The organism is Streptomyces sp. ISL-96, from assembly GCF_018614035.1.
Classification (GTDB): domain Bacteria; phylum Actinomycetota; class Actinomycetes; order Streptomycetales; family Streptomycetaceae; genus Streptomyces.
On sequence record NZ_JAGGPA010000070.1, the window covers coordinates 1 to 21177 of the forward strand.

Consider the following 21177-nt stretch of genomic DNA (forward strand, 5'->3'; position numbering starts at 1 on the left):
CACCCACCCCCTGCCCCTGCGCCCACCCTCACATCCTGGCCGACAGGCCGGACGGCACGGTCGTACGCCACCACGATGTCGTCGCCAAGTCCCACGCTCCCGACACGGACCTCGCCGCCCTCACCGCGCGGGTGGCCATCGCCGCGGACCCACTCCTCACCGGAATCCTCCTGTCACCCCTGCCCGTGCCGGCCGCGAAAGCGGGCGCCGCCCTCACCGTGCTGCACGGCCGGCCACTCACCCTGTGGCCGTACGGAACCCCCGTCGACCCCGAGGACCCAGACGCCGCCCCCTGGGAGGACGCCGCGACCCTCCTCGCCCGGCTGCACGCCGTCGCCCCCGGCGCGCTCCAGCTCCCCGCGCCGCTTCCGCCCATGCGCGGCCCCGCGAAGGCCGCCCGCGCCGTCGCGCGCATGAAGGCGGTAGAACCTCACCCCGCCACCCCCACCGTGCTCCGCGCCTGGACCCGCCTCCCCGCCTGGGCGCGGGACGAAGCCCCGGACGAAGCCCCCCGCCCGCCCGACCGCGCGGCCCTCTGCCACGGCGACCTCCACCTCGGCCAACTCGTCCGCCACCCGCCCAACCCCGCCGCCGAAGGCCACTGGCTGCTGATCGACGTGGACGACATGGGCGTCGGTGACCCCGCCTGGGACCTGGCCCGCCCCGCCGCCTGGTACGCCGCCGGCCTGCTCGCACCGGACATCTGGCACCGGTTCCTCGGCGCGTACCGGGCCGCGGGAGGCACGGCCGTACGCCCGGACGACGGCGGCGATCCCTGGCCCCAACTCGACGTACCCGCCCGCGCGCTGACCGTCCAGACCGCCGCTCTCGCCCTCGCCAAGTCCGCCGCCGAGAGCCGGCCGCTGGACGAGGTGGAGGAGATGATGATCGAGGCCTGCGCCCGAATCGCGGCTCTACCGGCCGAGTTGGAGTCCGAAGTCACGTCGTAGGGTGAACGGACCGTCGCCGGGCATGCATTCCGGCGATGCCGAACCGACGGCGAGGAGTTGACCCGACCATGCAGTGCCCCAAGTGCCATGCACCCATGCACACGTACAACCGCAATGGTGTCCAGATCGAGCAGTGCAGCGGTTGCCGCGGGATCTTTCTCGACTACGGCGAGCTGGAGTCGCTGACCCGTCTGGAGTCGCAATGGACCCAGCAGGCCCCGCCTCCGCCCCCGGCCCCGCAGCAGCCCTACCCCGCCGCTCCCGCACCCGCCTGGGGCGCCCCGCAGCACGGTCACCACGGGGGTCACCACGGCGGCCACCACGGCGGTCACCACCAGAAGGGCTTCGGCCGGATGCTCTTCTCGTCCTGACCATGAACACGAAGCAGCCCCGGCCGTGATTCACGGCCGGGGCTGCTTGCGGGTGGTGCGCGATACTGGGATTGAACCAGTGACCTCTTCCGTGTCAGGGAAGCGCTCTCCCGCTGAGCTAATCGCGCGGGGTGTTCAGTTGATCATGCGGTACTGCTGACTGCGGATGAACTGCGTGCGCGATACTGGGATTGAACCAGTGACCTCTTCCGTGTCAGGGAAGCGCTCTCCCGCTGAGCTAATCGCGCGGGACGGACACCCCGGTCAAGATACAGCCGGGAATCCAGTGGACGATACTGGGATTGAACCAGTGACCTCTTCCGTGTCAGGGAAGCGCTCTCCCGCTGAGCTAATCGTCCTTGGAGGTGGAGACGGGATTTGAACCCGTGTAGACGGCTTTGCAGGCCGTTGCCTCGCCTCTCGGCCACTCCACCAGGAGTGAATGACAGGGGTCGGGAAGATCCCCCACACCGAGCGGACGACGAGATTCGAACTCGCGACCCTCACCTTGGCAAGGTGATGCTCTACCAACTGAGCCACGTCCGCTTGTCTTGCCGGGGCGTTTCCATGTCCCGGCGACGTGTTGAACTCTAGCGGATTCCGGGGCCAGTACAAAAACGCGTTTGTGCAGCGTGCTGCGGTGCGACCGCCCCGGCGCAGGTCACGGCCGTCCGCTCTAGACTCGGGGCCGTGTACGACCTTCCCCCTTTGGCCCGCTTCGGCGGCCTTGTCGCCTCCGATCTGCGCGATGTGACCAGCGATCCGGCCGCACTCGACTCCGCCGGCTTCTGGGCCGTCACCGCCGACTTCGAGGGCCGTCTCGTCTGTGCCCGCTTCGGCGACGTACGCGCCGAGCCGGTCCCGGCTCCCGTGCCCGGCGCCTGGCGCGGCCCCGCCGCCGGTGACTGGACGTCGTCGATGGACCGCGCCGCGTACACGGCGGGCGTACGCCGCATCCGCGAGCACATCGCGGCCGGTGAGGTCTACCAGGCCAACCTCTGCCGCGTCCTGGCCGCGCCGCTGCCCGACCGCCCCGGCGCACGCGCCGACGTCGACGCGCTCACCGCCCTCCTCGCCCGGGGCAACCCGGCGCCGTACGCGGGAACGATCCGGCTCCCCGCGCACGGCGTGGAGATAGCCACCGCGTCACCCGAGCTCTATCTCCGGCGCGACGGGCGGACCGTCGAGTCGGGGCCGATCAAGGGCACCGGGCGCACCGCCGGCGACCTGCTGGAGAAGGACCACGCCGAGAACGTCATGATCGTCGACCTGGTCCGCAACGACCTGGGGCGGGTCGCCGTCCCCGGCTCCGTGACCGTTCCGGAGCTCTGCGTCATCGAGCCGCACCCGGGCCTCGTCCACCTCGTCTCCACCGTGCGCGCCGAACTCGCGCCCGACGCCGGCTGGGCCGAGCTGCTCGCCGCGACGTTCCCGCCCGGCTCGGTGACCGGCGCCCCCAAGTCGAGCGCCCTCACGATCATCGAGGCGCTGGAGACCGCGCCGCGCGGCCCGTACTGCGGCGGCATCGGCTGGGTGGACGCGGATCGCGTCACCGGCGAGCTGGCCGTCGGCATACGGACCTTCTGGATCGACCGCACCGTCCCCGGCGGCCCGGTCCTCAGGTTCGGTACGGGCGCGGGCATCACCTGGGGCTCCGACCCCGAGCGCGAATGGGACGAGACCGAACTGAAGGCATCCCGGCTGCTCGCGGTAGCGTCGGGCACGTACCGGGAGATGGGAAGGACCGCGTCATGAAACTTTGGGTCGACGGCGGGCTGCAGGATGCGGCGACCGCCAGGGTGTCCGCACTCGATCACGGTCTGACCGTGGGCGACGGCATATTCGAGACGGTGAAGGCGACCGCGGGACGGACCTTCGCCCTCACCCGGCACCTGGACCGGCTGGCCCGCTCGGCCCGTGGCCTCGGCCTGCCCGAGCCCGACCTCGACGAGGTACGCCGCGCCTGCGCCGCGGTCCTGGACGCCAACCCCATGGCGCTCGGACGGCTGCGGATCACCTACACCGGCGGCCTCTCGCCGCTCGGCTCCGAGCGCGGAGACACCGGCCCCACCCTGATAGTCGCCCTCGGGGAGGCCGGCCGCCGCCCCGACAGCACCGCCGTGATCACCGTCCCCTGGACGCGCAACGAGCGCGGCGCCCTCACCGGGCTCAAGACCACGTCGTACGCCGAGAACGTCGTCGCACTGGCCCGCGCCCGCGAACAGGGCGCCTCCGAGGCGCTGTTCGCGAACACCGTCGGACAGCTCTGCGAGGGCACGGGGTCGAACGTCTTCGTCGTCCTCGACGGCCGGCTGCTCACCCCTCCCGTCTCCTCCGGCTGCCTCGCCGGCATCACGCGCGCCCTGACCGTCGAATGGACGGGCGCCGAGGAGGCCGACCTGCCGCTGGACGTGCTGGAGCGGGCCGACGAGGTCTTCCTGACCTCCACGCTGCGCGACGTGCAGGCGGTGCACCGGGTCGACGGGCGCCAACTGCCGGGGGCGCCGGGCCCCCTGACGGCCAAGGCGATGCGCGTCTTCGACGAGCGGGCGGCGTCGGACCTGGACCCGTAAAAGCGCCGGGAATCTGGGATGACGGGTGGCCGTCCGGCGGGTACAACTCCCCTGATGACCACAACCCTGCGGCCCACAGCGCCGCTTCAGCAAGGCGCCGACGGCGCGAAGTCGCGTACGTACGAAGTCTGTGTGAACAGCCGCCCGGTGGGTGTCGTCGAGCTGTCCACGGACCCCCGCTTCGGAGCCGCCGTGGGCCGGGTCGCCGGACTGCGCATCGACGAGGCCGACCGGCGCCGGGGGAGAGCGACGGTCGCCGCGCTCGCGGCCGAGGAGGTGCTGCGCGGCTGGGGCTGCGGCCGTGTGGAGATCTCCGTCCCGGCCGAGGCGGCGGCCGCGCGGCGCATGGCGGCCGCTCTCGGCTACACCGAACGCGGCCGCAACATGACCAAACCCCTGCCCGCGCACCCTCCCGAACTGCCCGAAGGCGTCACGGGCAGGCCGATGAGCGAGAGCGAATTCGAGACCTGGCTCGCCCACACCAAGGAGGGTTACGCCCGCTCCCTGGCCGAGCGCGGACTCTCCGAGGAGGCGGCGCGGGCCACGTGCGACGCCGACCACGCGACCGCTCTCGCCGACGGAGTCGCCACCCCGGACACCTACCTCGGCGTCCTCGTCCGGGACGACAGGGTGGTGGGCACGCTCTGGCTGGCGCTGCGGCACCCGAACCCCGGCCAGAGCGGTGCGTACGTCTTCGACGTCGAGATCGCCGAGGAGTACCGCGGCCAGGGCCTCGGACGCGCGCTGCTGCTGCTCGCCGAGCGCAAGGCGCTGGCGGCCGGGACCGAGCGCATAGGCCTCAACGTCTTCGCGGACAACACCCCGGCCCTTCGGCTGTACGAATCACTCGGCTACGAGCCGGTGTCGTACCACCTCTACAAGCAGCTCCTGTGAGGGCGAGCGCGCGGGTCAGGCGAGCAGCCGGTCGACGATCTCCTCGATGCGCCGGCGCAGCCCTTCCTGGCTCTTGCCACCGTCCAGCCGCTCGCCGTCGATGACGTACGTCGGCGTGCCGGTGACGCCGATCGCCTTGCCCTCGGCCTGGTCGGCGTCGACGATCAGGAGGTGCCTGCCGTCGATCAGGGCGGTGTCGAACTCCTCGGCGTCCAGCCCCAGTTCGGCCGCGACCTCCAGCAGGACGGGCTCGCCCTTCGCCGCCAGCTCCTCGTTACGGGCGAGGACCGCCTCCACGTACGGCCAGCCCTTGCCCTGGTCGACAGCCTCCTCGGCGGCCTGCGCGGCGGCGTAGGCGTGCTTGTGCTTCTCCAGGGGGAAGTGGCGCAGCCGTACGTCGAGACGGTCGCCGTAGCGCTCACGCAGGGCGCGCACGTCGTCCAGCGCGGAGTGGCAGTCGGGGCACTGGAGCTCGCACCAGATGTCGAGGACGACGGGGCGGGCCGGCGAGGCGGGGGAGGAGTCGGTCATGGGCCCAGTCTTCCAGCCCGGTACGCCGCACCCCAACCGGGACCTGGGGAGGAGGGTGCCCCCGATATGTCCCTGAGGTCGTACGGGGGCGTGGCCCGGGTGGCCCCGTCCGGTGCAGGATGGAGGGGACCGTACCCCCGTACACCTGGCACTGGAGGACCGGATGCTGGCAGAGACGATCTGTTCCGCGGCGTCCGCGGCCGGTCTGGGCATCGCCGCGATCACCGCGTACCGCAAGCGATTCCTGGCTGCGACGCGCATCGCCGCCTATTCGCTCGTGCCGGTCGGCCTGGTGATGACCGGCGTCGTCGAGTGGGTTTCGGGCATCGCCTTCAAACCGGTGGTCTGGGCGGGCTTCGGCGTGCTCGCTCTCTCCTGGCTGCTCTTCGTGACGGCCAGGGCGGTGGAGCGCCGCACCGGCGGCACCCGCCAGGAGCGCAAGGCCGCGCGGGCCGCCCAGCGCGAAGCGGTCGCCCCGCAGGCAGGCAGGGCAGTCAAGCCGGCCACGTCGGCCAAGAAGGAACAGACGCGGCCGGAGGACTTCAGCGACATTGAAGCGATCCTGAAGAAGCACGGCATCTGACGGGAAACCTGGCAACTCGGACGCCTAAGCGGTCACTGGAAGATCGCGAACGGTCAAGATCCGGCGAACTCCCGTCGCAGGTGGGTGTGTTGGTCGTCACCGGTGGTCGCACTGCGTCATCATCGGCCCGAGATGCTGGACACAACCCGGGGCGAAGCCCCCGCACCCACCGAAGAAGAACCGCGCGGCTGCCTTTTCGCGCTCTCCCAGCCACCCCTGATGATCTTCCTCGCGCTCATCGGCTTCCTGCTGCTGATGGCGGCGATGCATGATCTTTTCCTGCTGTGAGGCGGGCGAGGTGTTTCAGCCGGCGGCCTCTTTGCGCCGTGCCCGGTACGCCGCCACGTGCAGCCGGTTCCCGCAGGTGCGGCTGTCGCAGTAGCGGCGGGACCGGTTGCGCGACAGGTCGACGAAGGCCCGCCGGCAGTCCGGCGCCTCGCAGCGCCGCAGCCGCTCGTGCTCGCCGGAGACCACGATGAAGGCCAGCGCCATCCCGCAGTCCGCGGCGAGATGGTCCGCGACCGAGGCGCCGGGTGCGAAGTAGTGCACGTGCCAGTCGAAGCCGTCGTGGTCGGTCAGCCGCGGTGTGGTGCCGGCCGCCGCCACGAGCTGGTTGATCAGCTCCGCGCAGGTGCGGGGGTCGGGCGCCGCGAACACGTCCGCGAAGCGCTCTCGCACGTCGCGTACGGCCCTCAGATCCGCCTCGGTGAGCCTGCCCACGTCGCTGATGTGATGGAGCCGCACAAAGCCGTACAGCGCCTCGATGTCTTCGAGCCGGTCGCCGCTCCGGTCACTCTCCGGCGCCGTGTTCACCAGATCGACGACGACGTCGAGGGCGCGCTTGGTGTCGTGGGGGATCAGCACGATTCGCTCCCTGGCCTGCTGCGGGCGGGCGCCCGCAGTTGCCGGTCGACTTTAGCGGCTCGCGCCCGGCGCGCACCGGCGCCGTCCCCGCGGTGAAATCCGCGGAGACGGCGCCGGTGCATACCGTGTTCCGTATGCAATTGTCCGCCCCACGCCGTCGCCCCGAGTCGGACGGCGGTGGGTGGCTCTCGGTCTGGCTCAGTTCTCCGCCAGGATGTGTGAGAGTTCCGTGTCGAGATCGAAGTGACGATGCTCGGTGCCAGGTGGTACCGCGGCGTCCGTCCGCTTCAGGAACGACTCCAGGGCCCGCGCCGGGGCTTCGAGCAAGGCTTCTCCTTCCGGGGAGCTCAGGGCGATGCACACGACGCCCTGGCCATGACTGCGGGACGGCCAGACTCTGACGTCGCCGGTACCGGTGGGCCGGTGAAGGCCCTCAGCGAGGAGATCGCGGGCGAACACCCACTCGACGGTTTCCTCGGCTCCGGTGTGGAAGGTGGCATGCACGGCGTAGGGATCGGCCGTGTCATACCGCAGGCCCGCGGGTACAGGCAGTGATGACTCGCTCGACACTACGAGGCGCAGGTGCAGCTCGCAGCTGACCGTGGTGTTCATAAGCGCCAGGGCCTTTCGCTCAGTGTGCGCTCGGGGATTCGCACGTCGGCGAAATCGACATGCCACCTACGGTGTCGTTGTAAACCCCTCTGACCTTTTTGCGGCTCTTCAGGTACCTCGTACGGCGGAGTGACACTTGAGGCAGTACGACCATTTCGGCGAGGTGATCCCGTCCGGTAGGTTGGGCCCTATGAATGCGGAGAGTAACGAGCGGGAAGAAGTCGTCGACCCGGCGGCGGCAGTGCCCGCCACGGGGGGCGCGACGGGGTCCGAGCGCGAGCTGGGCTCCCGGGCGCCGCAGGTCATCAAGCGCTACAGAACGTTGCACCTGAGCTGGCAGGTCGGTGTGTTCGTCATCGGCCTGGCGGTCGTGGCGGCGGGCGTGGTCATGCTGCCGCTGCCCGGGCCCGGCTGGCTGGTGATCTTCGGCGGCATGGCGATCTGGGCCACCGAGTTCGTGTGGGCGCAGCTCGTGCTGCGCTGGACGAAACGGAAAGTCACCGAGGCGGCCCAGAAGGCGCTCGATCCGAAGGTCCGGCGGCGCAACATCATCCTCACCACGATCGGCCTGGTGATCGTCGCGGTGCTGGTCGGGATCTACGTCTGGGAGTTCGGCATGGCGATGCCGTGGAACATCGACGAGTGACCGTCCGGTGACCGCGAATCGGTTCTGGGGACCCGCTGACATGGGGTAATGTTTGCGGAGCGCCGGGGCGATTAGCTCAGTGGGAGAGCGCTTCGTTCACACCGAAGAGGTCACTGGTTCGAACCCAGTATCGCCCACCCGGACCGAAGGCCCGGAAGACAAAAGTCTTCCGGGCCTTCGCCGTTCCCGTGACCGGGAACGGCCGGCCCTCAGCGCATCCGGCCCAGGGTGTCCCGCAGCCGTCGCGCGTCGCGCAGGCGCTGCTCGTACGTCGCCCCCACGGCCAGCAGGAGCAGGCCCGCCAGGGCCGGCGGCAGCCAGCGGGGGAGTGCGCCGACGACCTGGACGACGTACGGCGCGAGCTCGTGCAGCGCGACCAGGGTGAGCACCGCGGAGCCCAGCACCAGCAGGGCCTGGAGCCGCTGCCGGGCGCCCGTGAGGGTCACGGCGAGGGCGGCCGCCCCGAGGAGCAGCGGGCGCAGCCAGTGCTGGTCGCCCCAGGCCGCGATCAGGCTCGGCAGGAGGGTCGCGGCCAGCCCGGGGCCGTACGCCGCCCAGGACGAGGCCCCGGGGTCGCGCCGGCGCCGCAGCACACCGATCGCGAGCGCCGGGACGGTGACGGGCAGCGTGTACGCCTCGGGCGTGACCACGTCCGAGGCGCCGAGGCGGACCCAGGTGGCCAGTACGAACAGCGCGGCCGCCGCGTATCCGACGGGGCGACGGCCGGCCCGTACGGCGGTGCCCGCGGCGATGACGCCGGACAGCGCCAGGGCCAGGGCGAGGGTCGGCGCGTGGTTCACCGTGAGGCCGATCGCGAGCAGCCCCGCCGCGGCGCCCGTAACCTCCAGCGGCAGGGCGGTGACGTGGTCGCGGATCCGGGCGGCGAGCACGGCGGCCGCCGCCGGGACGGCGAGGATCACCAGCCCGGCGTGATGGGGCGCGAGTGCGAAGGAGGAGGCGGCGGCGCCGGCCAGCCCGGTCGCGTACACGACGGCCGCCCCGGCGGCGACCGGCGGCGTAACGGCTCCCCCGCCGAGCGCGGCGGACGCGCCGAAGAGGGCGAGCATGACGCCGAGCACGGCGAAGGTGGCGGCCTGCGCGGCCAGCGCCAGCAGCGAGACGGAGACCGCCGACGCGACGGCGCAGGCGAGCGCGGTGAGCGCGAGGGGCGAGCCGGGGGCCGTGGCGCGGACCGCCAGGGCCAGGGGCGCTGCGGCCAGCAGCACGTACAGCGTTACGGCCGCCGGGTAGCCGAGGTCCAGCGCGGCCCCAGTGGCGTACGCCGCGGCCCAGGACAGCGCGAGAGCCACGCATGCCGCCGGGGCGCGCCGGGTGGAGCCGGGTGCGGTCAGGCGGTGCGTCGTCGCGGCGACGGCGGCCACGGTGAGCAGCACCAGCGGGGCGGTGGACGTCCAGGACCAGGGGACCTCGGAGGCCAGCGCTTCCCGCACGCCCGCCGGGGCACCGGACCAGGCGCGCTCCGCCCAGGCGGCGGGGCCCAGCAGAGTGACCGCGACCAGCGGCAGCGCCCACAGGGTGGCCGCCGCCAGCACCGCACCGGACGATCCGGCCAGGCCCAGAACCATGGGGCGCGGCAGGTTCGCCCGTACGACGGCCAGCAGAGCCACCGCGCACAGCACGTACACGGGCACGGCCCAGGCGTCCGGCACGGCGGGCCGCAGCACACCACCGACGGCCGCGAGCACCGCGAGCCCGGCAACTGCCGAGGCCGCGACGGCGTGCGGCGACGGTGCGGCGGCCTGCGGCGCAGGGGCGCGCCAGGCGGCGAACAGGCCCAGCGCTGCGACCGCCAGCAGCAGTACGCCCGGGCGCAGCGCGTCGGTGGAGCTCGCCGCCGCCACCGACATGGCGGCGGCGCTGAGCAGCGCCCCCGCACCCGTCAGCCAGGCCCCGGCGCAGGCCAGCGGGCGTACCGCGCGGCCGGTGCCCCACAGGACCACGGCGACATCGAGCGCGGCCGTGGCCAGCAGCGCCCAGGTGAGCGTGAGCGGACTCGCGTCGGCCGCCAGCGCCCAGAGCACGAACGGGAGTTGAGCGGTGATCAGGGCGGCGGGCAGCGGAAGCCGCAGCCGGCCGAAGCCCAGACCGTACGCCGCCCAGAGCCCGGCCAGTACGGCCGAGCTGACCGCGGCGTACGCGAGACCGTCCGTGTCCGGCGCCGCGACGCGGTGCACCGCGTACGCGTCGAGCACCGTGAGAGCCAGCCCGAGCGCGCCCACCGACTCGGCGGTCGAGACGAGCCCGCGGCGCAGCAGCGGGGCCGGCGCGGCCAGCGCCAGGGCCGTCACGGCGCCCAGCACCGCCGAGCGACCGCCGATGCCCATGTGGCCCCAGCTGACCAGCGTGAAGGCGACCGCGGCGATCGTCAGCAGGATGCCGCCGAGGGTCAGCAGCACGTTCTGCGCGCTGCGCGGTGAGGCGTCGTTCCGCGGCGCGTGCTGCGGCGCGAAGGGATTCTGTGGGGCCACGGCCTGTTGCATGGCACTGAGCAGCCACGCCCTGCGGGCCAGCAACTGGGCGCGACGGGCTTCAATTTGTCCCAGTTCGCGGTCGAGGATCACCAATTCCTCGGCGGGTGGTGGCGCGTTCTCCATGGTTGAGGAGTGTGGTGCCCGACACACGGCACGACATGGGTGCGGATACTCATATCCGACGTGAGTACGCATGGACACGCCTGCCGCGCGCAGACTTGCGGGATGGACTGGAACCATTACCGCTTCCGCAGTGTGTGGGACCTGCACGCCCCGCCCGGCGCGGTCTGCGCCGCCCTGGAACAGGTCGACGCGTACCCCCGATGGTGGCCACAGGTGCGGAGTGTCACGCGCCTGGACGACAGCACCGGCATCGTCCGGGTGCGTTCTTTCCTGCCGTACGAACTCGTCTTCACCCTTCACCAGAAGCGGCGCGCACCGGAAGCCGGCGTACTGGAAGTGGCCATGACCGGCGACATGGAGGGCTGGGCGCGCTGGACCGTGCGCCCTCACGGCAACGGCACACGCGCCCTCTACGAGCAGGAAGTGCGGGTGCACAAGGCGCTGGTGCGCCGGCTCGCCGTACCCGGGCGCCCCCTGCTCATCGCCAATCACGCGCTGATGATGCGGGGTGGGCGGCGCGGGCTGGCGGCCGCTCTCGCGGTTTGAACCAACCCGGTGAGGGCCTGTATGGTTCAGTCCGTTCCCGGGCGATTAGCTCAGTGGGAGAGCGCTTCGTTCACACCGAAGAGGTCACTGGTTCGAAACCAGTATCGCCCACCCGGGGAAGGCCGGTCCGTCACCGACGGACCGGCTTTTTTGTGTTCCCGTGCGCCGGGCCGCTCTGGCCGCTCGGGGCCCGCTCAGGCGGCCGCCGCCGGAATCTCGGGGCGCAGCGGCCATGCCGGATTCACGGCCTCCTCCGACCCGTTGCGCGCGAACCACGCCTGCAGGCCGCGCGCCTGCGCCGCGTGCCACACCGCCTGGAGCGAGTGCAGTTCGGCCGGCGAGAGCGCGTCCAGACGCGCGGCGAAACGGCGCCCCAGCGCGCGTACGACCTCCAGTGAGGCCGTCGCGTCGGCGGCCGCGTCATGCGCGCCGTCCAGCTCCACCTCGTACTGCGCACACAGGTCGGTGAGCGTACGGCGGCCCTTGCGGTAGCGGTCCAGATGCTTGTCCAGTACGCGCGGATCCAGCACGCACAGCGGGCGGCTGTCCAGGTAGCGCGTCAGCGACGACGCCCGGTGGCGCCTCAGCTCGCGGTCCAGCAGCGTCAGATCGAACGGCGCGTTCATCACCACCAGGGGCCGCCGGGCGATGCTCTGCTCGGCGAGGCCCCTGGCTATCTCCTCCATGACCGGCGCGGGCCAGCGGCCGTTGCGCTGAAGGTGATCGTCCGTCAGCCCGTGGATCGCGGCCGCCTCCGCGGGCACCGGAACGCCCGGATTCACCAGCCAGCGCGTCACCCGCACCCGTCCGCCCGGCGTGTCCTGCACGACCAGCGCGGCGGAAACTATGCGGTCCACCTCGACATCCACGCCCGTGGTTTCGGTGTCGAACGCGGCCAGGGGCCCTTCGTACCAGCACGTCATGGCGAACTCCTCTTGCTCCCTTGGCAGATGGCGTGCGTCCCCTGCCCGAACCGGTGATACCCGGCTCGTTTGTGCGGTACGCCGTTTGCGGGGCAGCCAGAACGGAGACAACACAGGTAGCGGGCCGTGGAATTGACGGCCCGTCGTGGGGAACCTGATCGGCACAGCCCGGAAGGCACAGTCAGCCATGGCGCTCGCGCAGCCCGAACCGGGCGGGCTGCTGCCCGAGCGGATCGCACCGCTGCGCGGCGGACTCGCCACCACTGCCTGCATGGAGACTCTTCAGGTGGGCTATCTGCACGCGGTCGCGGCGGCCGCGGGATGTTCTCTCTCACAGCCGTTTCCGGACAACGGCATCGACTGGCACGTGAGCCACAGCGCTCCCGAGCACACCGTCGATGACGAAGTCACCATCAAAGTGCAGCTCAAATGCACCTACCAGATCCCGCCGCACCCGGCCGGGGGCACGTTCTCCTTCACGCTCGACAACGCGCACCTGGAGAAGCTCGCCCGCAGCCCGGTGTCGGTGCACAAGATCCTGGTCGTGATGCTCGTACCGCGGGCCCAGGACGACTGGCTGCGCGCCGGTCACGACCGCCTCGATCTGCGGCACTGCTGCTACTGGACCAACCTGGCCGGACACCCGGTGACGGGCAGGCGCAGGACAACTGTGCGGATCCCGACCTCGCGGATATTCGACGACCGAGCACTCTGCGAGATCATGACCCGGGTCGGGGTGGGAGGGAGACCCTGATGCAGCACCGGCCGATCGACGAGCCCGTACGACCACACCCGAGCACGGAGCCCCAGCCCGACAGCGGCTTCGCCACGGGTGCCGGTGTCTGGGACGCCGGTGCGGGGCCCGACCCCGCCAAGGTGGACCCCGCCGTGCTCGGCGTACTGCTCGCCCGGCACGGGTGGCGGCGGCGCGGGGGAGCGGCGGGGCGCTACGCGCGCTGGACCGCGCCCGGACCGTCCGGCGCCGGTACGAGCCTGCTCGTACCGGAGAGCAGGGCGTTCCCCGACAGCGACGACCTGCTCGGCGAGGCACTGACCGCGCTCGCCCGGTGCGCCGCGCCCTCCGCCCGCGAGGTGCTGGTCTCACTCGCCGTCCCGAGTGATGAGATCCGCTGGTGGCGCGACGTACCGGAAGGACCGTCCGGAGCCGCCTCGTGGACCGCGCAGGAGCAACTGCGCTCGGCGGCACGCCAGATGCTGCTCGCGGCGGCGCTCGCCGCGCGCGGGCGCGCCGGGTACTACGGCGCGCGGCACCGGCGGCAGGCGCAGGCGTCGCTGGAGGGCGTGCTGGTGGGGCCGGCGCCCGGTGGGCGCGCGCTCACGGCGTTCGTACCGGTGGAAGCGGGGCGCGGCGTTGTCGTGCGGCTGCACCACGCCCTGCACGCGGCCCGCGAGGCCGTCGACTACAAGCGGGCGACGGGTGGCATGGAGGCCTTCGACTCGGCCGTTGAGGCCGGTGTGAGCCGTGAGCTCACGGACGCGGTGATCGCGCTGGTGCACGGCTCGGAGAGCACCCGGATCGGGCTGGAGTGGTCGCCGGCCGCCGGGGTGCCGGAGGGGTGCGCGGCGCATCCCGAGGCGGTGGAGTTCTCGCCGGGCGATCTGCCGGCGCTGCGCGAGGCGGGTGCCCGGTACACCCTGGGCGAGCCGTCCGTGGCGGTACGGATCACCGGCACGGTGGTACGGATGCGGCGCTCGGGACCGGGCGGGCCGGGCACGGTGCGGCTGCGGGTCCTGGCCGGGGCGGAGGTGCCGTACGTACGGGTGGTGCTCGACGAGGAGGCGTACCGGATCGCCGGCCACGCCCATCTGGTCGGGCTGCCGGTCAGGGTCCACGGGCAGCTGGAGAGCCGGGGCGGTTTCCGGCGGCTCACGGGGGCGGAGAGCGTGGTGCCGGTGCAGGTGGACGACGCGGAGCGGGACCGGCTGATGAAGTCGCTGCAGGAGAACCTGGACTTTTTCGAGGAGGCGTGCGGCGGGGAGTAGCGGCGGGAAATAACCGTTTAGCGATGTGGCCGCCGGGCTCGGTACGATTCAGGGGCGCGCAGTCTCCTCTGTCGCGACCCCCTCAGTCAGGAGTGACCGGTGTCAGACGTCCGTGTGTTCATCCAACGCGATTCCGAGCGGGAAGAGCGCGTGGTGACCACGGGCACTACGGCGGCGGAACTCTTCCCCGGTGAGCGCACCATCGTGGCCGCGCGCGTGGGCGGCGAGCTGAAGGACCTGGCGTACGTCGTCGCCGACGGCGAGGAGGTCGAGCCGGTCGAGATCTCCTCCGAGGACGGCCTGAACATCCTGCGCCACTCGACCGCGCACGTCATGGCGCAGGCCGTGCAGGAGCTCTTCCCCGAGGCGAAGCTCGGCATCGGCCCGCCGGTCAAGGACGGCTTCTACTACGACTTCGACGTCGAGAAGCCGTTCACGCCCGAGGATCTCAAGGCCATCGAGAAGAAGATGCAGGAGATCCAGAAGCGGGGCCAGCGCTTCTCGCGCCGCGTCGTCTCGGACGAGGCCGCGCGTGAGGAGCTGGCGGACGAGCCGTACAAGCTGGAGCTCATCGGCATCAAGGGCTCCGCTTCGACCGACGACGGCGCGAATGTCGAGGTGGGCGGCGGCGAGCTGACCATCTACGACAACCTGGACGCCAAGACCGGCGACCTGTGCTGGAAGGACCTGTGCCGTGGTCCGCACCTGCCGACCACCCGGAACATCCCGGCGTTCAAGCTCATGCGCAACGCCGCCGCCTACTGGCGCGGCAGCGAGAAGAACCCCATGCTCCAGCGCATCTACGGCACCGCGTGGCCGTCGAAGGACGAGCTGAAGGCGCACCTGGAGTTCCTCGCCGAGGCCGAGAAGCGCGACCACCGCAAGCTCGGCTCCGAGTTGGACCTCTTCTCGATCCCCGAGCAGATCGGCTCGGGCCTCGCGGTCTTCCACCCCAAGGGCGGCATCATCCGCCGGGTCATGGAGGACTACTCGCGCCGCCGGCACGAGGAGGAGGGGTACGAGTTCGTCTACACCCCGCACGCGACCAAGGGGAAGCTCTTCGAGACCTCGGGTCACCTGGACTGGTACGCCGACGGCATGTACCCGCCCATGCAGCTCGACGAGGGCACGGACTACTACCTCAAGCCCATGAACTGCCCGATGCACAACCTGATCTTCGACGCGCGGGGCCGGTCCTACCGTGAACTGCCGCTGCGCCTCTTCGAGTTCGGGACCGTGTACCGGTACGAGAAGTCGGGCGTCGTGCACGGCCTGACCCGGGCCCGCGGTTTCACGCAGGACGACGCGCACATCTACTGCACCAAGGAGCAGATGGCGGAGGAGCTCGACCGTACGCTCACCTTCGTCCTCGGTCTGCTGCGCGACTACGGCCTGACCGACTTCTACCTGGAGCTGTCCACCAAGGACCCGGAGAAGTTCGTCGGCTCGGACGAGATCTGGGAAGAGGCCACCGAGACCCTGCGCCAGGTCGCCGAGAAGCAGGGTCTGCCGCTGGTCCCGGACCCGGGCGGCGCGGCCTTCTACGGCCCGAAGATCTCGGTCCAGGCCCGCGATGCCATCGGCCGTACGTGGCAGATGTCGACAGTCCAGCTCGACTTCAACCTGCCTGAGCGCTTCAACCTGGAGTACACCGGCCCCGACGGCAGCAAGCAGCGTCCGGTGATGATCCACCGCGCACTGTTCGGCTCCATCGAGCGGTTCTTCGCGGTGCTGCTCGAGCACTACGCGGGTGCGTTCCCGGTGTGGCTGGCTCCGGTGCAGGCGGTCGGCATCCCGATTGGCGACGCGCACATTCCGTACCTTCAGGAGTTCGCCGCCGAGGCGAAGAAGAAGGGGCTCCGGGTCGACGTGGACGCCTCCTCGGACCGTATGCAGAAGAAGATCAGGAATCAGCAGAAGCAGAAGGTTCCGTTCATGATCATCGTCGGTGACGAGGACATGAGCGCGGGCACGGTGTCGTTCCGGTACCGCGACGGGTCCCAGGAGAACGGCATCCCGCGTGACCAGGCGCTGGCGAAGCTCGTTGACGTGGTGGAGCGCCGGGTGCAGGTGTGACATGGTCCCCGCGTAAGCGGGGGTGATCCGGACGCTATCGGTCGCACATGACAGATGCCGACCAGTTCCCCGCACGCGCGGGGGTTTTCGAGGGGCGGTCCCATCCGGGGCCGCCCCTCGCCGCTTGTCCTGCCGCCCCAGGGAATATGCTGGCCCGCATGACGATTGAGCCGGAGCAGCAGATCGGAGTCGGGACGCCGGACGCGTTCCAGCGCCTGTGGACGCCCCACCGGATGGCGTACATCCAGGGGGAGAACAAGCCGACCGGTCCGGGGGCCGAGGACGGCTGCCCGTTCTGCTCGATTCCGGCGAAGTCCGACGAGGACGGGCTCGTCATCGCGCGCGGTGAGCAGGTGTACGCGGTGCTGAATCTTTACCCGTACACCGGCGGGCACCTGATGGTCGTCCCGTACCGCCATGTCGCCGACTACACGGACCTGGACGACGCCGAGACCGCCGAGCTGGCTTCCTTCACCAAGCGTGCGATGACCGCGCTGCGGACGGCCTCCGGCGCCCAGGGGTTCAACATCGGGATGAACCAGGGTGCCGTCGCCGGGGCGGGTATCGCGGCGCATCTGCACCAGCACCTCGTGCCGCGCTGGGGCGGGGACACGAACTTCATGCCGGTCGTCGGGCACACCAAGGTGCTGCCGCAGCTGCTGGGGGACACCCGCAAGATGCTGGCCGATGCCTGGCCGGCCGCCTGACCCACGGGCGCCCCCGCCCCCGGCCCTGTATTACGCGTCGTAAACGTCGGCCTGCCTCGGCGCCGCGTCCTGCACCAGGCCGCTGAGGATCAGCGAACGGTTGCTGAAGCGGTCGGTGTCCACGCCGTGGTCGTCGAGCACGCGGATGGCCGCCGCGTGGACGACGCGCAGTACGGGCGTGGCCGCGCGCATCGCGTCGTCGGCCATGAAGCGGTGCCGCCAGGGCTTCTCCGCCCAGGCGTGCCGCAGGCCGAAGGGCTCCGGGAGCACGATCTTGCCGCCGAAGTAGTCGAGGATCGGCGGGAACCAGGTGAACGGTGCGCGGACGGCCAGGCGTACCACTTCGTTCGCGTCGACGAGCGGCAGCTTCTTGTCCACCGTCTCCCAGAATTTGACCGGCTTGCTCACGGTCACCGTCTTGGCCGCGGGCTTTGTGGTGAAGAGCGAGTGGACCGGCCCCAGCGCGTGGCCCGTGACCTCGATGCGCAGCGTCTCGTGCAGCACCGTGACGGTGATCAGCATGGTGATGATCAGCTGGCCGTCCCAGAGTGTGAACTGCACGCCCAGATAGTGGCGGTTTCCGGCGCCGAACTGCTGCTCGTTGCAGATCCGCTGTATCTCGTGGCCCTTGGTCTGGAACGCGTCGACGTCCTGCCCGTCGGGCCGGGTCACCTCGGCCGCGTTCTCGCCGATCGGGGCGACGATCCAGTGCCGTACGGACGGCTTCGGGAAGCCGCCGGTGTGCAGGGGGCCGCGCTCCAGCATGCGCAGCTGGTCGTGGATCGCGCGTATGACGTCCCAGCTGCGGAAACCGTGGATCTCCTTGCCGGGGTCCCGTGAGACGAGCTCTTCGGCGAGCTGCCAGCTGCCCCATCGGGTGCCCATGCCGAGTATTCCCTTGGGCCCCGCGTAGAAGACCGAGTTGCTGTACTGCTCGGCGGTGAGCTTGGCGAGCGACTGGCGCAGCTGCTCGGCGGCCGACTCGTTGGGGTCGCGCGGTACGGCTTCCGGGATCTTGGCGCCCACGCCGCCGCCCGACAGCAGGGCCTCCCAGCGGGCCCGCATGTCGTTGGCCGTGGACTCGCTGATCTGCTTCGCCCACAGCCAGCCGATGATCGGCGCGACGAGCATCGCCCGCAGGTAGATCGCCCAGAAGCCGCCGAAGGGCAGCTTGACGAGGGCGATCACGGCGAGTCCGCCGACGGCGACCAGGGCGGCGGTGGCGAAGGCGCCGGCCCGTTTGTCCTTGGAGCCCGCGATCGTACGGCGCAGCTGGAAGACGCCCAGCCAGATGAGCAGACCGGGCAGGAAGGCCAGGCCGAAGAGTGCCATGACGCCGGTGAGTTTCGCGTCCCGTTCCTTGCGGATGCGGGTCGCGGCGAGGCAGTGCTCGACGACGGTCTGCGGTTCGGTGCCGAAGGACTGGATGAGCGCCTTGCGGGCCCCGCCGAGCATGCGTACCTGCACGGCGCGTGAGAAGGCCTCGCCGAGGTTCGGTTCGAGGAGGGAGAGCTTGCCCTTCTTCACCTCGGACTTGTGCCATTCGCTGTCCGCTTTGAGGATCTCGGTGACCGGGCTGTCGCGGTACGCCGCCGAGGCGAGGGCCTGTGTCGCCGCCGTCTGGCCCGCCGATCCCTGGAGCGGGACCTGCGCCCCCGGTGAGAAGTCGAACCCGTCATCCGCCACTGCTGCCCCCATCGCCGCACGTAACCGCCCCTGCGGCCTGTTCCCAACTGCTTGTCCAGTAGTGTCCCTGCCCGTCATGGGACAGTGAAATGCCGCCCGCCGCAAGAGATTTGGGCGGGCGGCCTGTCAACTATGGGCCTATGTTCCCTTTTCGGCCTGTTCGCGTATTTTGCCCGCGAGCTGGGGCGGCATCGGTTCGTGGCGGGCGTACGAGCGGCTGAACCGTCCGGTGCCGTGCGAGACCGACCGCAGGTCCAGGGCGTACCTTCCGAGTTCGATCTCCGGAACCTCGGCCCGTACGAGCGTGCGCCCCTGCCCGCCCGCCTGCTCGGTTCCGACCACCCGGCCCCGCCGTCCCGACAGGTCGCTCATGACCGGCCCGACGTACTGGTCGGGCACCAGCACCAGCACCTCGGCGACCGGCTCGAGGAGATGGATCTTCGCGTCGGCCGCCGCCTCGCGCAGCGCCAGCGCGCCCGCCGTCTGGAACGCCGCGTCGGAGGAGTCGACCGAGTGGGCCTTTCCGTCGAGCAGCGTGACGCGTACGTCCACGAGCGGGTAGCCGGCGGCGACCCCACGTGCCGCCTGGGCGCGTACGCCCTTCTCGACGGACGGAATGAACTGGCGTGGTACCGCGCCGCCCACCACCTTGTCGACGAACTCGATGCCGCTGCCCGGCGGCAGTGGCTCCACCTCGATCTCGCAGATCGCGTACTGGCCGTGGCCGCCGGACTGCTTCACATGCCGCCCGCGGCCGACCGCGCCGGCGCCGAACGTCTCGCGCAGCGACACCTTGTGGGGTACGACGTCCACCCGCACCCCGTACCGGCTGCGCAGCCGCTCCAGCGCCACGTCGCGGTGCGCCTCGCCCAGGCACCACAGCACCAGCTGGCGGGTGTCCTGGGTCTGCTCCAGGCGCATCGTCGGGTCCTCGGCGACCAGCCGGGCCAGCCCCTGGGAGAGCTTGTCCTCGTCCGCCTTGCTGTGCGCCTGGATGGCGAGCGGCAGCAGCGGGTCGGGCATGGTCCACGGTTCCATCAGCAGCGGGTCGTCCTTCGCGGACAGGGTGTCCCCGGTCTCCGCGCGCATCAGCTTCGCGACGCTGGCGATGTCGCCCGCGATGCAGCGGTTCAGGGTCCGCTGGTGCTTGCCGAACGGGGAGGACAGCGCGCCGATCCGCTCGTCCACGTCGTGGTCCTCGTGGCCCCGGTCCGTGAGGCCGTGCCCCGACACGTGCACCGTCTCATCGGGCCGCAGGGTCCCGGAGAAGACCCGCACCAGGCTGACCCGCCCGACGTACGGGTCGGACGCCGTCTTGACGACCTCGGCGGCCAGCGGCCCGTCGGGGTCGCACGTGACCGCCGGGCGGGGCCTGCCGTCGGGGGTCGTGACCACCGGCGCCTCGCGCTCGACAGGCGTCGGGAAACCACCGGTGATCAGCTCCAGCAGCTCGATCGTGCCGATGCCCTCGCGGGTCCCCTCGGCCGCCGGCGCGGCGGCCAGTACCGGATGGAAGGTGCCGCGCGCGACGGCTCGTTCCAGGTCGTCGACGAGCGTCTTGTAGTCGATCTCCTCGCCGCCGAGATAGCGGTCCATGAGGGTCTCGTCCTCGCTCTCGGCGATGATCCCCTCGATCAGCCGGTCGCGTGCCTCCGCGATCCGGGGCAGCTGCTCCCCGTCCGGCGGGGTGTCCTTCCGCTCGCCGGAGGAGTAGTCGAATATCCGTTGCGAGAGCAGGCCGACGAGCCCCTTCACCGGGGCGTGCCCGTCCGGTCCCTTGGGCCCGTACAGCGGCAGATACAGCGGCAGTACGGCGTCGGGGTCGTCGCCGCCGAAGGTCTGCGCGCAGACCCGGGTCATCTCGTCGAAGTCGGACCTGGCCGCTTCGAGGTGGGTGAAGACAATCGCCCGCGGCATGCCGACGGCGGCGCACTCCTCCCACACCATCCGGGTCGAGCCGTCCACGCCGTCCGATGCCGAGACGACGAAGAGGGCGGCGTCAGCCGCCCGCAGACCGGCCCGGAGCTCCCCGACGAAGTCGGCGTATCCGGGAGTGTCGATCAGATTGATCTTTACGCCGCCCCACTCGACGGGGACCAGCGACAGCTGCACCGAACGCTGCTGCCGGTGCTCGATCTCGTCGTAGTCGGAGACGGTCGTGCCGTCCTCGACGCGGCCCGCCCGGTTGACCGCTCCCGCCGCCAGCGCGAGGGCCTCGGCCAGGGTGGTCTTTCCGGATCCGCTGTGGCCGACCAGCACGACGTTGCGTACGGACGCGGGCCGGTCGGCCGCTACTGCCCTGCCGGCGGCCCCGGGGTGTGAATGCGTCTTGTCGCCCATGATTCTGCCTCCCATTTCGAGCACGGTGAGGAGAGGGGGCGCGGACATGTGGGAGCCGCAGTGGCGAGGCGACACCAGTGACGCCCGCGGTCTTTCGAGCTTTCCACTCGCGCCACGGCACGTCCATACGTAGTACGCGACCGAGAGGCGCCAGGAGGCCCTGTGACGGCCCGGCGATGCCCCGGCAGTCTCCCGGGACCATCGTCGCTACGATGGGCCAGCCGGTAGCCATAGGGGCCACACGGCCACCGAACCC

Annotated in this window: 20 protein-coding genes and 7 tRNA genes; 15 read left to right on the forward strand and 12 right to left on the reverse strand. The window is 71.1% G+C overall.

Annotation, left to right across the window (positions count from 1 at the left end):
• A partial coding sequence (locus J7E96_RS32540; protein WP_215136772.1) for a phosphotransferase family protein occupies window positions 1-950 on the forward strand: 950 nt, incomplete at its 5' end.
• A gap of 68 nt (window positions 951-1018) precedes the next feature.
• Window positions 1019-1321: a zf-TFIIB domain-containing protein gene (locus J7E96_RS32545; RefSeq protein ID WP_215136774.1), complete on the forward strand. Its 303-nt coding sequence runs from the start codon at window positions 1019-1021 to the stop codon at window positions 1319-1321.
• Window positions 1322-1374: 53 nt separating this feature from the next.
• Here the strand turns inward: J7E96_RS32545 and J7E96_RS32550 are convergent.
• The 5 genes from J7E96_RS32550 to J7E96_RS32570 all read right to left on the reverse strand — a co-directional run bounded on the left by J7E96_RS32550 (window position 1375) and on the right by J7E96_RS32570 (window position 1867).
• A tRNA-Val gene (locus tag J7E96_RS32550) sits at window positions 1375-1449 on the reverse strand.
• A 48-nt stretch (window positions 1450-1497) separates the two neighbouring features.
• Window positions 1498-1569 (reverse strand) — tRNA-Val (locus tag J7E96_RS32555).
• A gap of 39 nt (window positions 1570-1608) precedes the next feature.
• A tRNA-Val gene (locus J7E96_RS32560) sits at window positions 1609-1680 on the reverse strand.
• 1 nt (window position 1681) lies between these two features.
• Window positions 1682-1755, reverse strand: a tRNA-Cys gene (locus J7E96_RS32565).
• A 39-nt stretch (window positions 1756-1794) separates the two neighbouring features.
• Window positions 1795-1867 (reverse strand) — tRNA-Gly (locus tag J7E96_RS32570).
• Between the two features lie 144 nt (window positions 1868-2011).
• On the opposite strand from J7E96_RS32570, the gene J7E96_RS32575 reads away from it, so the two are divergent.
• The 3 genes from J7E96_RS32575 to J7E96_RS32585 are packed head-to-tail and all read left to right on the forward strand — an operon-like array spanning window position 2012 to window position 4788.
• Window positions 2012-3076, forward strand: coding sequence for a chorismate-binding protein (locus tag J7E96_RS32575; protein WP_215136776.1), 1065 nt, complete (start codon window positions 2012-2014; stop codon window positions 3074-3076).
• Window positions 3073-3894 carry an aminotransferase class IV gene (locus J7E96_RS32580; RefSeq protein WP_215136778.1) on the forward strand — a complete coding sequence of 274 codons (822 nt, stop codon included), beginning with the start codon at window positions 3073-3075 and terminating at the stop codon, window positions 3892-3894. The genes J7E96_RS32575 and J7E96_RS32580 overlap by 4 nt, the downstream gene beginning before the upstream one ends.
• Window positions 3895-3948: 54 nt before the next feature.
• Entirely contained in the window at window positions 3949-4788 is an 840-nt protein-coding gene (locus tag J7E96_RS32585; RefSeq protein WP_215136780.1) for a GNAT family N-acetyltransferase, read from the forward strand.
• Between the two features lie 15 nt (window positions 4789-4803).
• Here the strand turns inward: J7E96_RS32585 and J7E96_RS32590 are convergent, their stop codons facing one another.
• Window positions 4804-5319, reverse strand: coding sequence for a DsbA family protein (locus J7E96_RS32590; protein ID WP_215136782.1), 516 nt, complete (start codon window positions 5317-5319; stop codon window positions 4804-4806).
• A gap of 163 nt (window positions 5320-5482) precedes the next feature.
• On the opposite strand from J7E96_RS32590, the gene J7E96_RS32595 reads away from it, so the two are divergent.
• Complete coding sequence (locus tag J7E96_RS32595) at window positions 5483-5902, forward strand: hypothetical protein (RefSeq protein ID WP_215136822.1); 420 nt, start codon at window positions 5483-5485, stop codon at window positions 5900-5902.
• Between the two features lie 132 nt (window positions 5903-6034).
• Window positions 6035-6190 (forward strand): hypothetical protein, encoded by a 156-nt coding sequence (locus J7E96_RS32600; RefSeq protein WP_214976624.1) that lies wholly within the window; start codon window positions 6035-6037, stop codon window positions 6188-6190.
• A gap of 15 nt (window positions 6191-6205) precedes the next feature.
• Here J7E96_RS32600 and J7E96_RS32605 read toward each other — a convergent pair whose 3' ends face one another.
• Both J7E96_RS32605 and J7E96_RS32610 read right to left on the reverse strand, forming a co-directional pair.
• Window positions 6206-6766 carry a CGNR zinc finger domain-containing protein gene (locus J7E96_RS32605; protein WP_215136784.1) on the reverse strand — a complete coding sequence of 187 codons (561 nt, stop codon included), beginning with the start codon at window positions 6764-6766 and terminating at the stop codon, window positions 6206-6208.
• A 198-nt stretch (window positions 6767-6964) separates the two neighbouring features.
• Window positions 6965-7378: an SsgA family sporulation/cell division regulator gene (locus J7E96_RS32610; protein ID WP_003987206.1), complete on the reverse strand. Its 414-nt coding sequence runs from the start codon at window positions 7376-7378 to the stop codon at window positions 6965-6967.
• Window positions 7379-7568: 190 nt separating this feature from the next.
• Here J7E96_RS32610 and J7E96_RS32615 point away from each other — a divergent pair, with 190 nt between their 5' ends.
• Both J7E96_RS32615 and J7E96_RS32620 read left to right on the forward strand, forming a co-directional pair.
• Window positions 7569-8024, forward strand: coding sequence for a TIGR02611 family protein (locus tag J7E96_RS32615; protein WP_215136786.1), 456 nt, complete (start codon window positions 7569-7571; stop codon window positions 8022-8024).
• A gap of 65 nt (window positions 8025-8089) precedes the next feature.
• A tRNA-Val gene (locus J7E96_RS32620) sits at window positions 8090-8161 on the forward strand.
• Window positions 8162-8233: 72 nt separating this feature from the next.
• Here J7E96_RS32620 and J7E96_RS32625 read toward each other — a convergent pair.
• Entirely contained in the window at window positions 8234-10639 is a 2406-nt protein-coding gene (locus J7E96_RS32625; protein ID WP_215136788.1) for an SCO7613 C-terminal domain-containing membrane protein, read from the reverse strand.
• A 102-nt stretch (window positions 10640-10741) separates the two neighbouring features.
• Between J7E96_RS32625 and J7E96_RS32630 the strand changes: the two genes are divergently transcribed.
• Together J7E96_RS32630 and J7E96_RS32635 are read left to right on the forward strand one after the other, a co-directional pair.
• Window positions 10742-11185, forward strand: a complete 444-nt coding sequence (locus J7E96_RS32630) for an SRPBCC family protein (protein WP_215136790.1) — start codon at window positions 10742-10744, stop codon at window positions 11183-11185.
• Window positions 11186-11224: 39 nt separating this feature from the next.
• Window positions 11225-11296, forward strand: a tRNA-Val gene (locus tag J7E96_RS32635).
• 83 nt (window positions 11297-11379) lie between these two features.
• Here J7E96_RS32635 and J7E96_RS32640 read toward each other — a convergent pair.
• The gene (locus J7E96_RS32640; RefSeq protein WP_215136792.1) at window positions 11380-12108 is read right to left on the reverse strand and encodes a 3'-5' exonuclease; all 729 of its coding nucleotides are present in this window, start codon (window positions 12106-12108) and stop codon (window positions 11380-11382) included.
• A gap of 187 nt (window positions 12109-12295) precedes the next feature.
• Here J7E96_RS32640 and J7E96_RS32645 point away from each other — a divergent pair, with 187 nt between their 5' ends.
• From J7E96_RS32645 to J7E96_RS32660, 4 genes are all read left to right on the forward strand, one after another.
• Window positions 12296-12862, forward strand: coding sequence for a DUF4365 domain-containing protein (locus J7E96_RS32645; RefSeq protein ID WP_215136794.1), 567 nt, complete (start codon window positions 12296-12298; stop codon window positions 12860-12862).
• Entirely contained in the window at window positions 12862-14112 is a 1251-nt protein-coding gene (locus J7E96_RS32650) for a hypothetical protein (protein ID WP_215136796.1), read from the forward strand. Before J7E96_RS32645 ends, J7E96_RS32650 begins: the two co-directional genes overlap by 1 nt.
• 99 nt (window positions 14113-14211) lie before the next feature.
• Complete coding sequence (gene thrS, locus J7E96_RS32655; RefSeq protein WP_215136798.1) at window positions 14212-16188, forward strand: threonine--tRNA ligase; 1977 nt, start codon at window positions 14212-14214, stop codon at window positions 16186-16188.
• Window positions 16189-16334: 146 nt separating this feature from the next.
• On the forward strand, window positions 16335-16895 hold the full coding sequence (locus J7E96_RS32660; protein WP_215136823.1) for an HIT domain-containing protein: 561 nt from the start codon (window positions 16335-16337) through the stop codon (window positions 16893-16895).
• A 30-nt stretch (window positions 16896-16925) separates the two neighbouring features.
• Here the strand turns inward: J7E96_RS32660 and J7E96_RS32665 are convergent, their stop codons facing one another.
• Both J7E96_RS32665 and J7E96_RS32670 read right to left on the reverse strand, forming a co-directional pair.
• Complete coding sequence (locus tag J7E96_RS32665) at window positions 16926-18593, reverse strand: hypothetical protein (RefSeq protein ID WP_215136800.1); 1668 nt, start codon at window positions 18591-18593, stop codon at window positions 16926-16928.
• 126 nt (window positions 18594-18719) lie between these two features.
• Window positions 18720-20921 carry an elongation factor G-like protein EF-G2 gene (locus J7E96_RS32670; protein WP_215136824.1) on the reverse strand — a complete coding sequence of 734 codons (2202 nt, stop codon included), beginning with the start codon at window positions 20919-20921 and terminating at the stop codon, window positions 18720-18722.
• Between the last annotated feature and the right edge of the window lie 256 nt (window positions 20922-21177).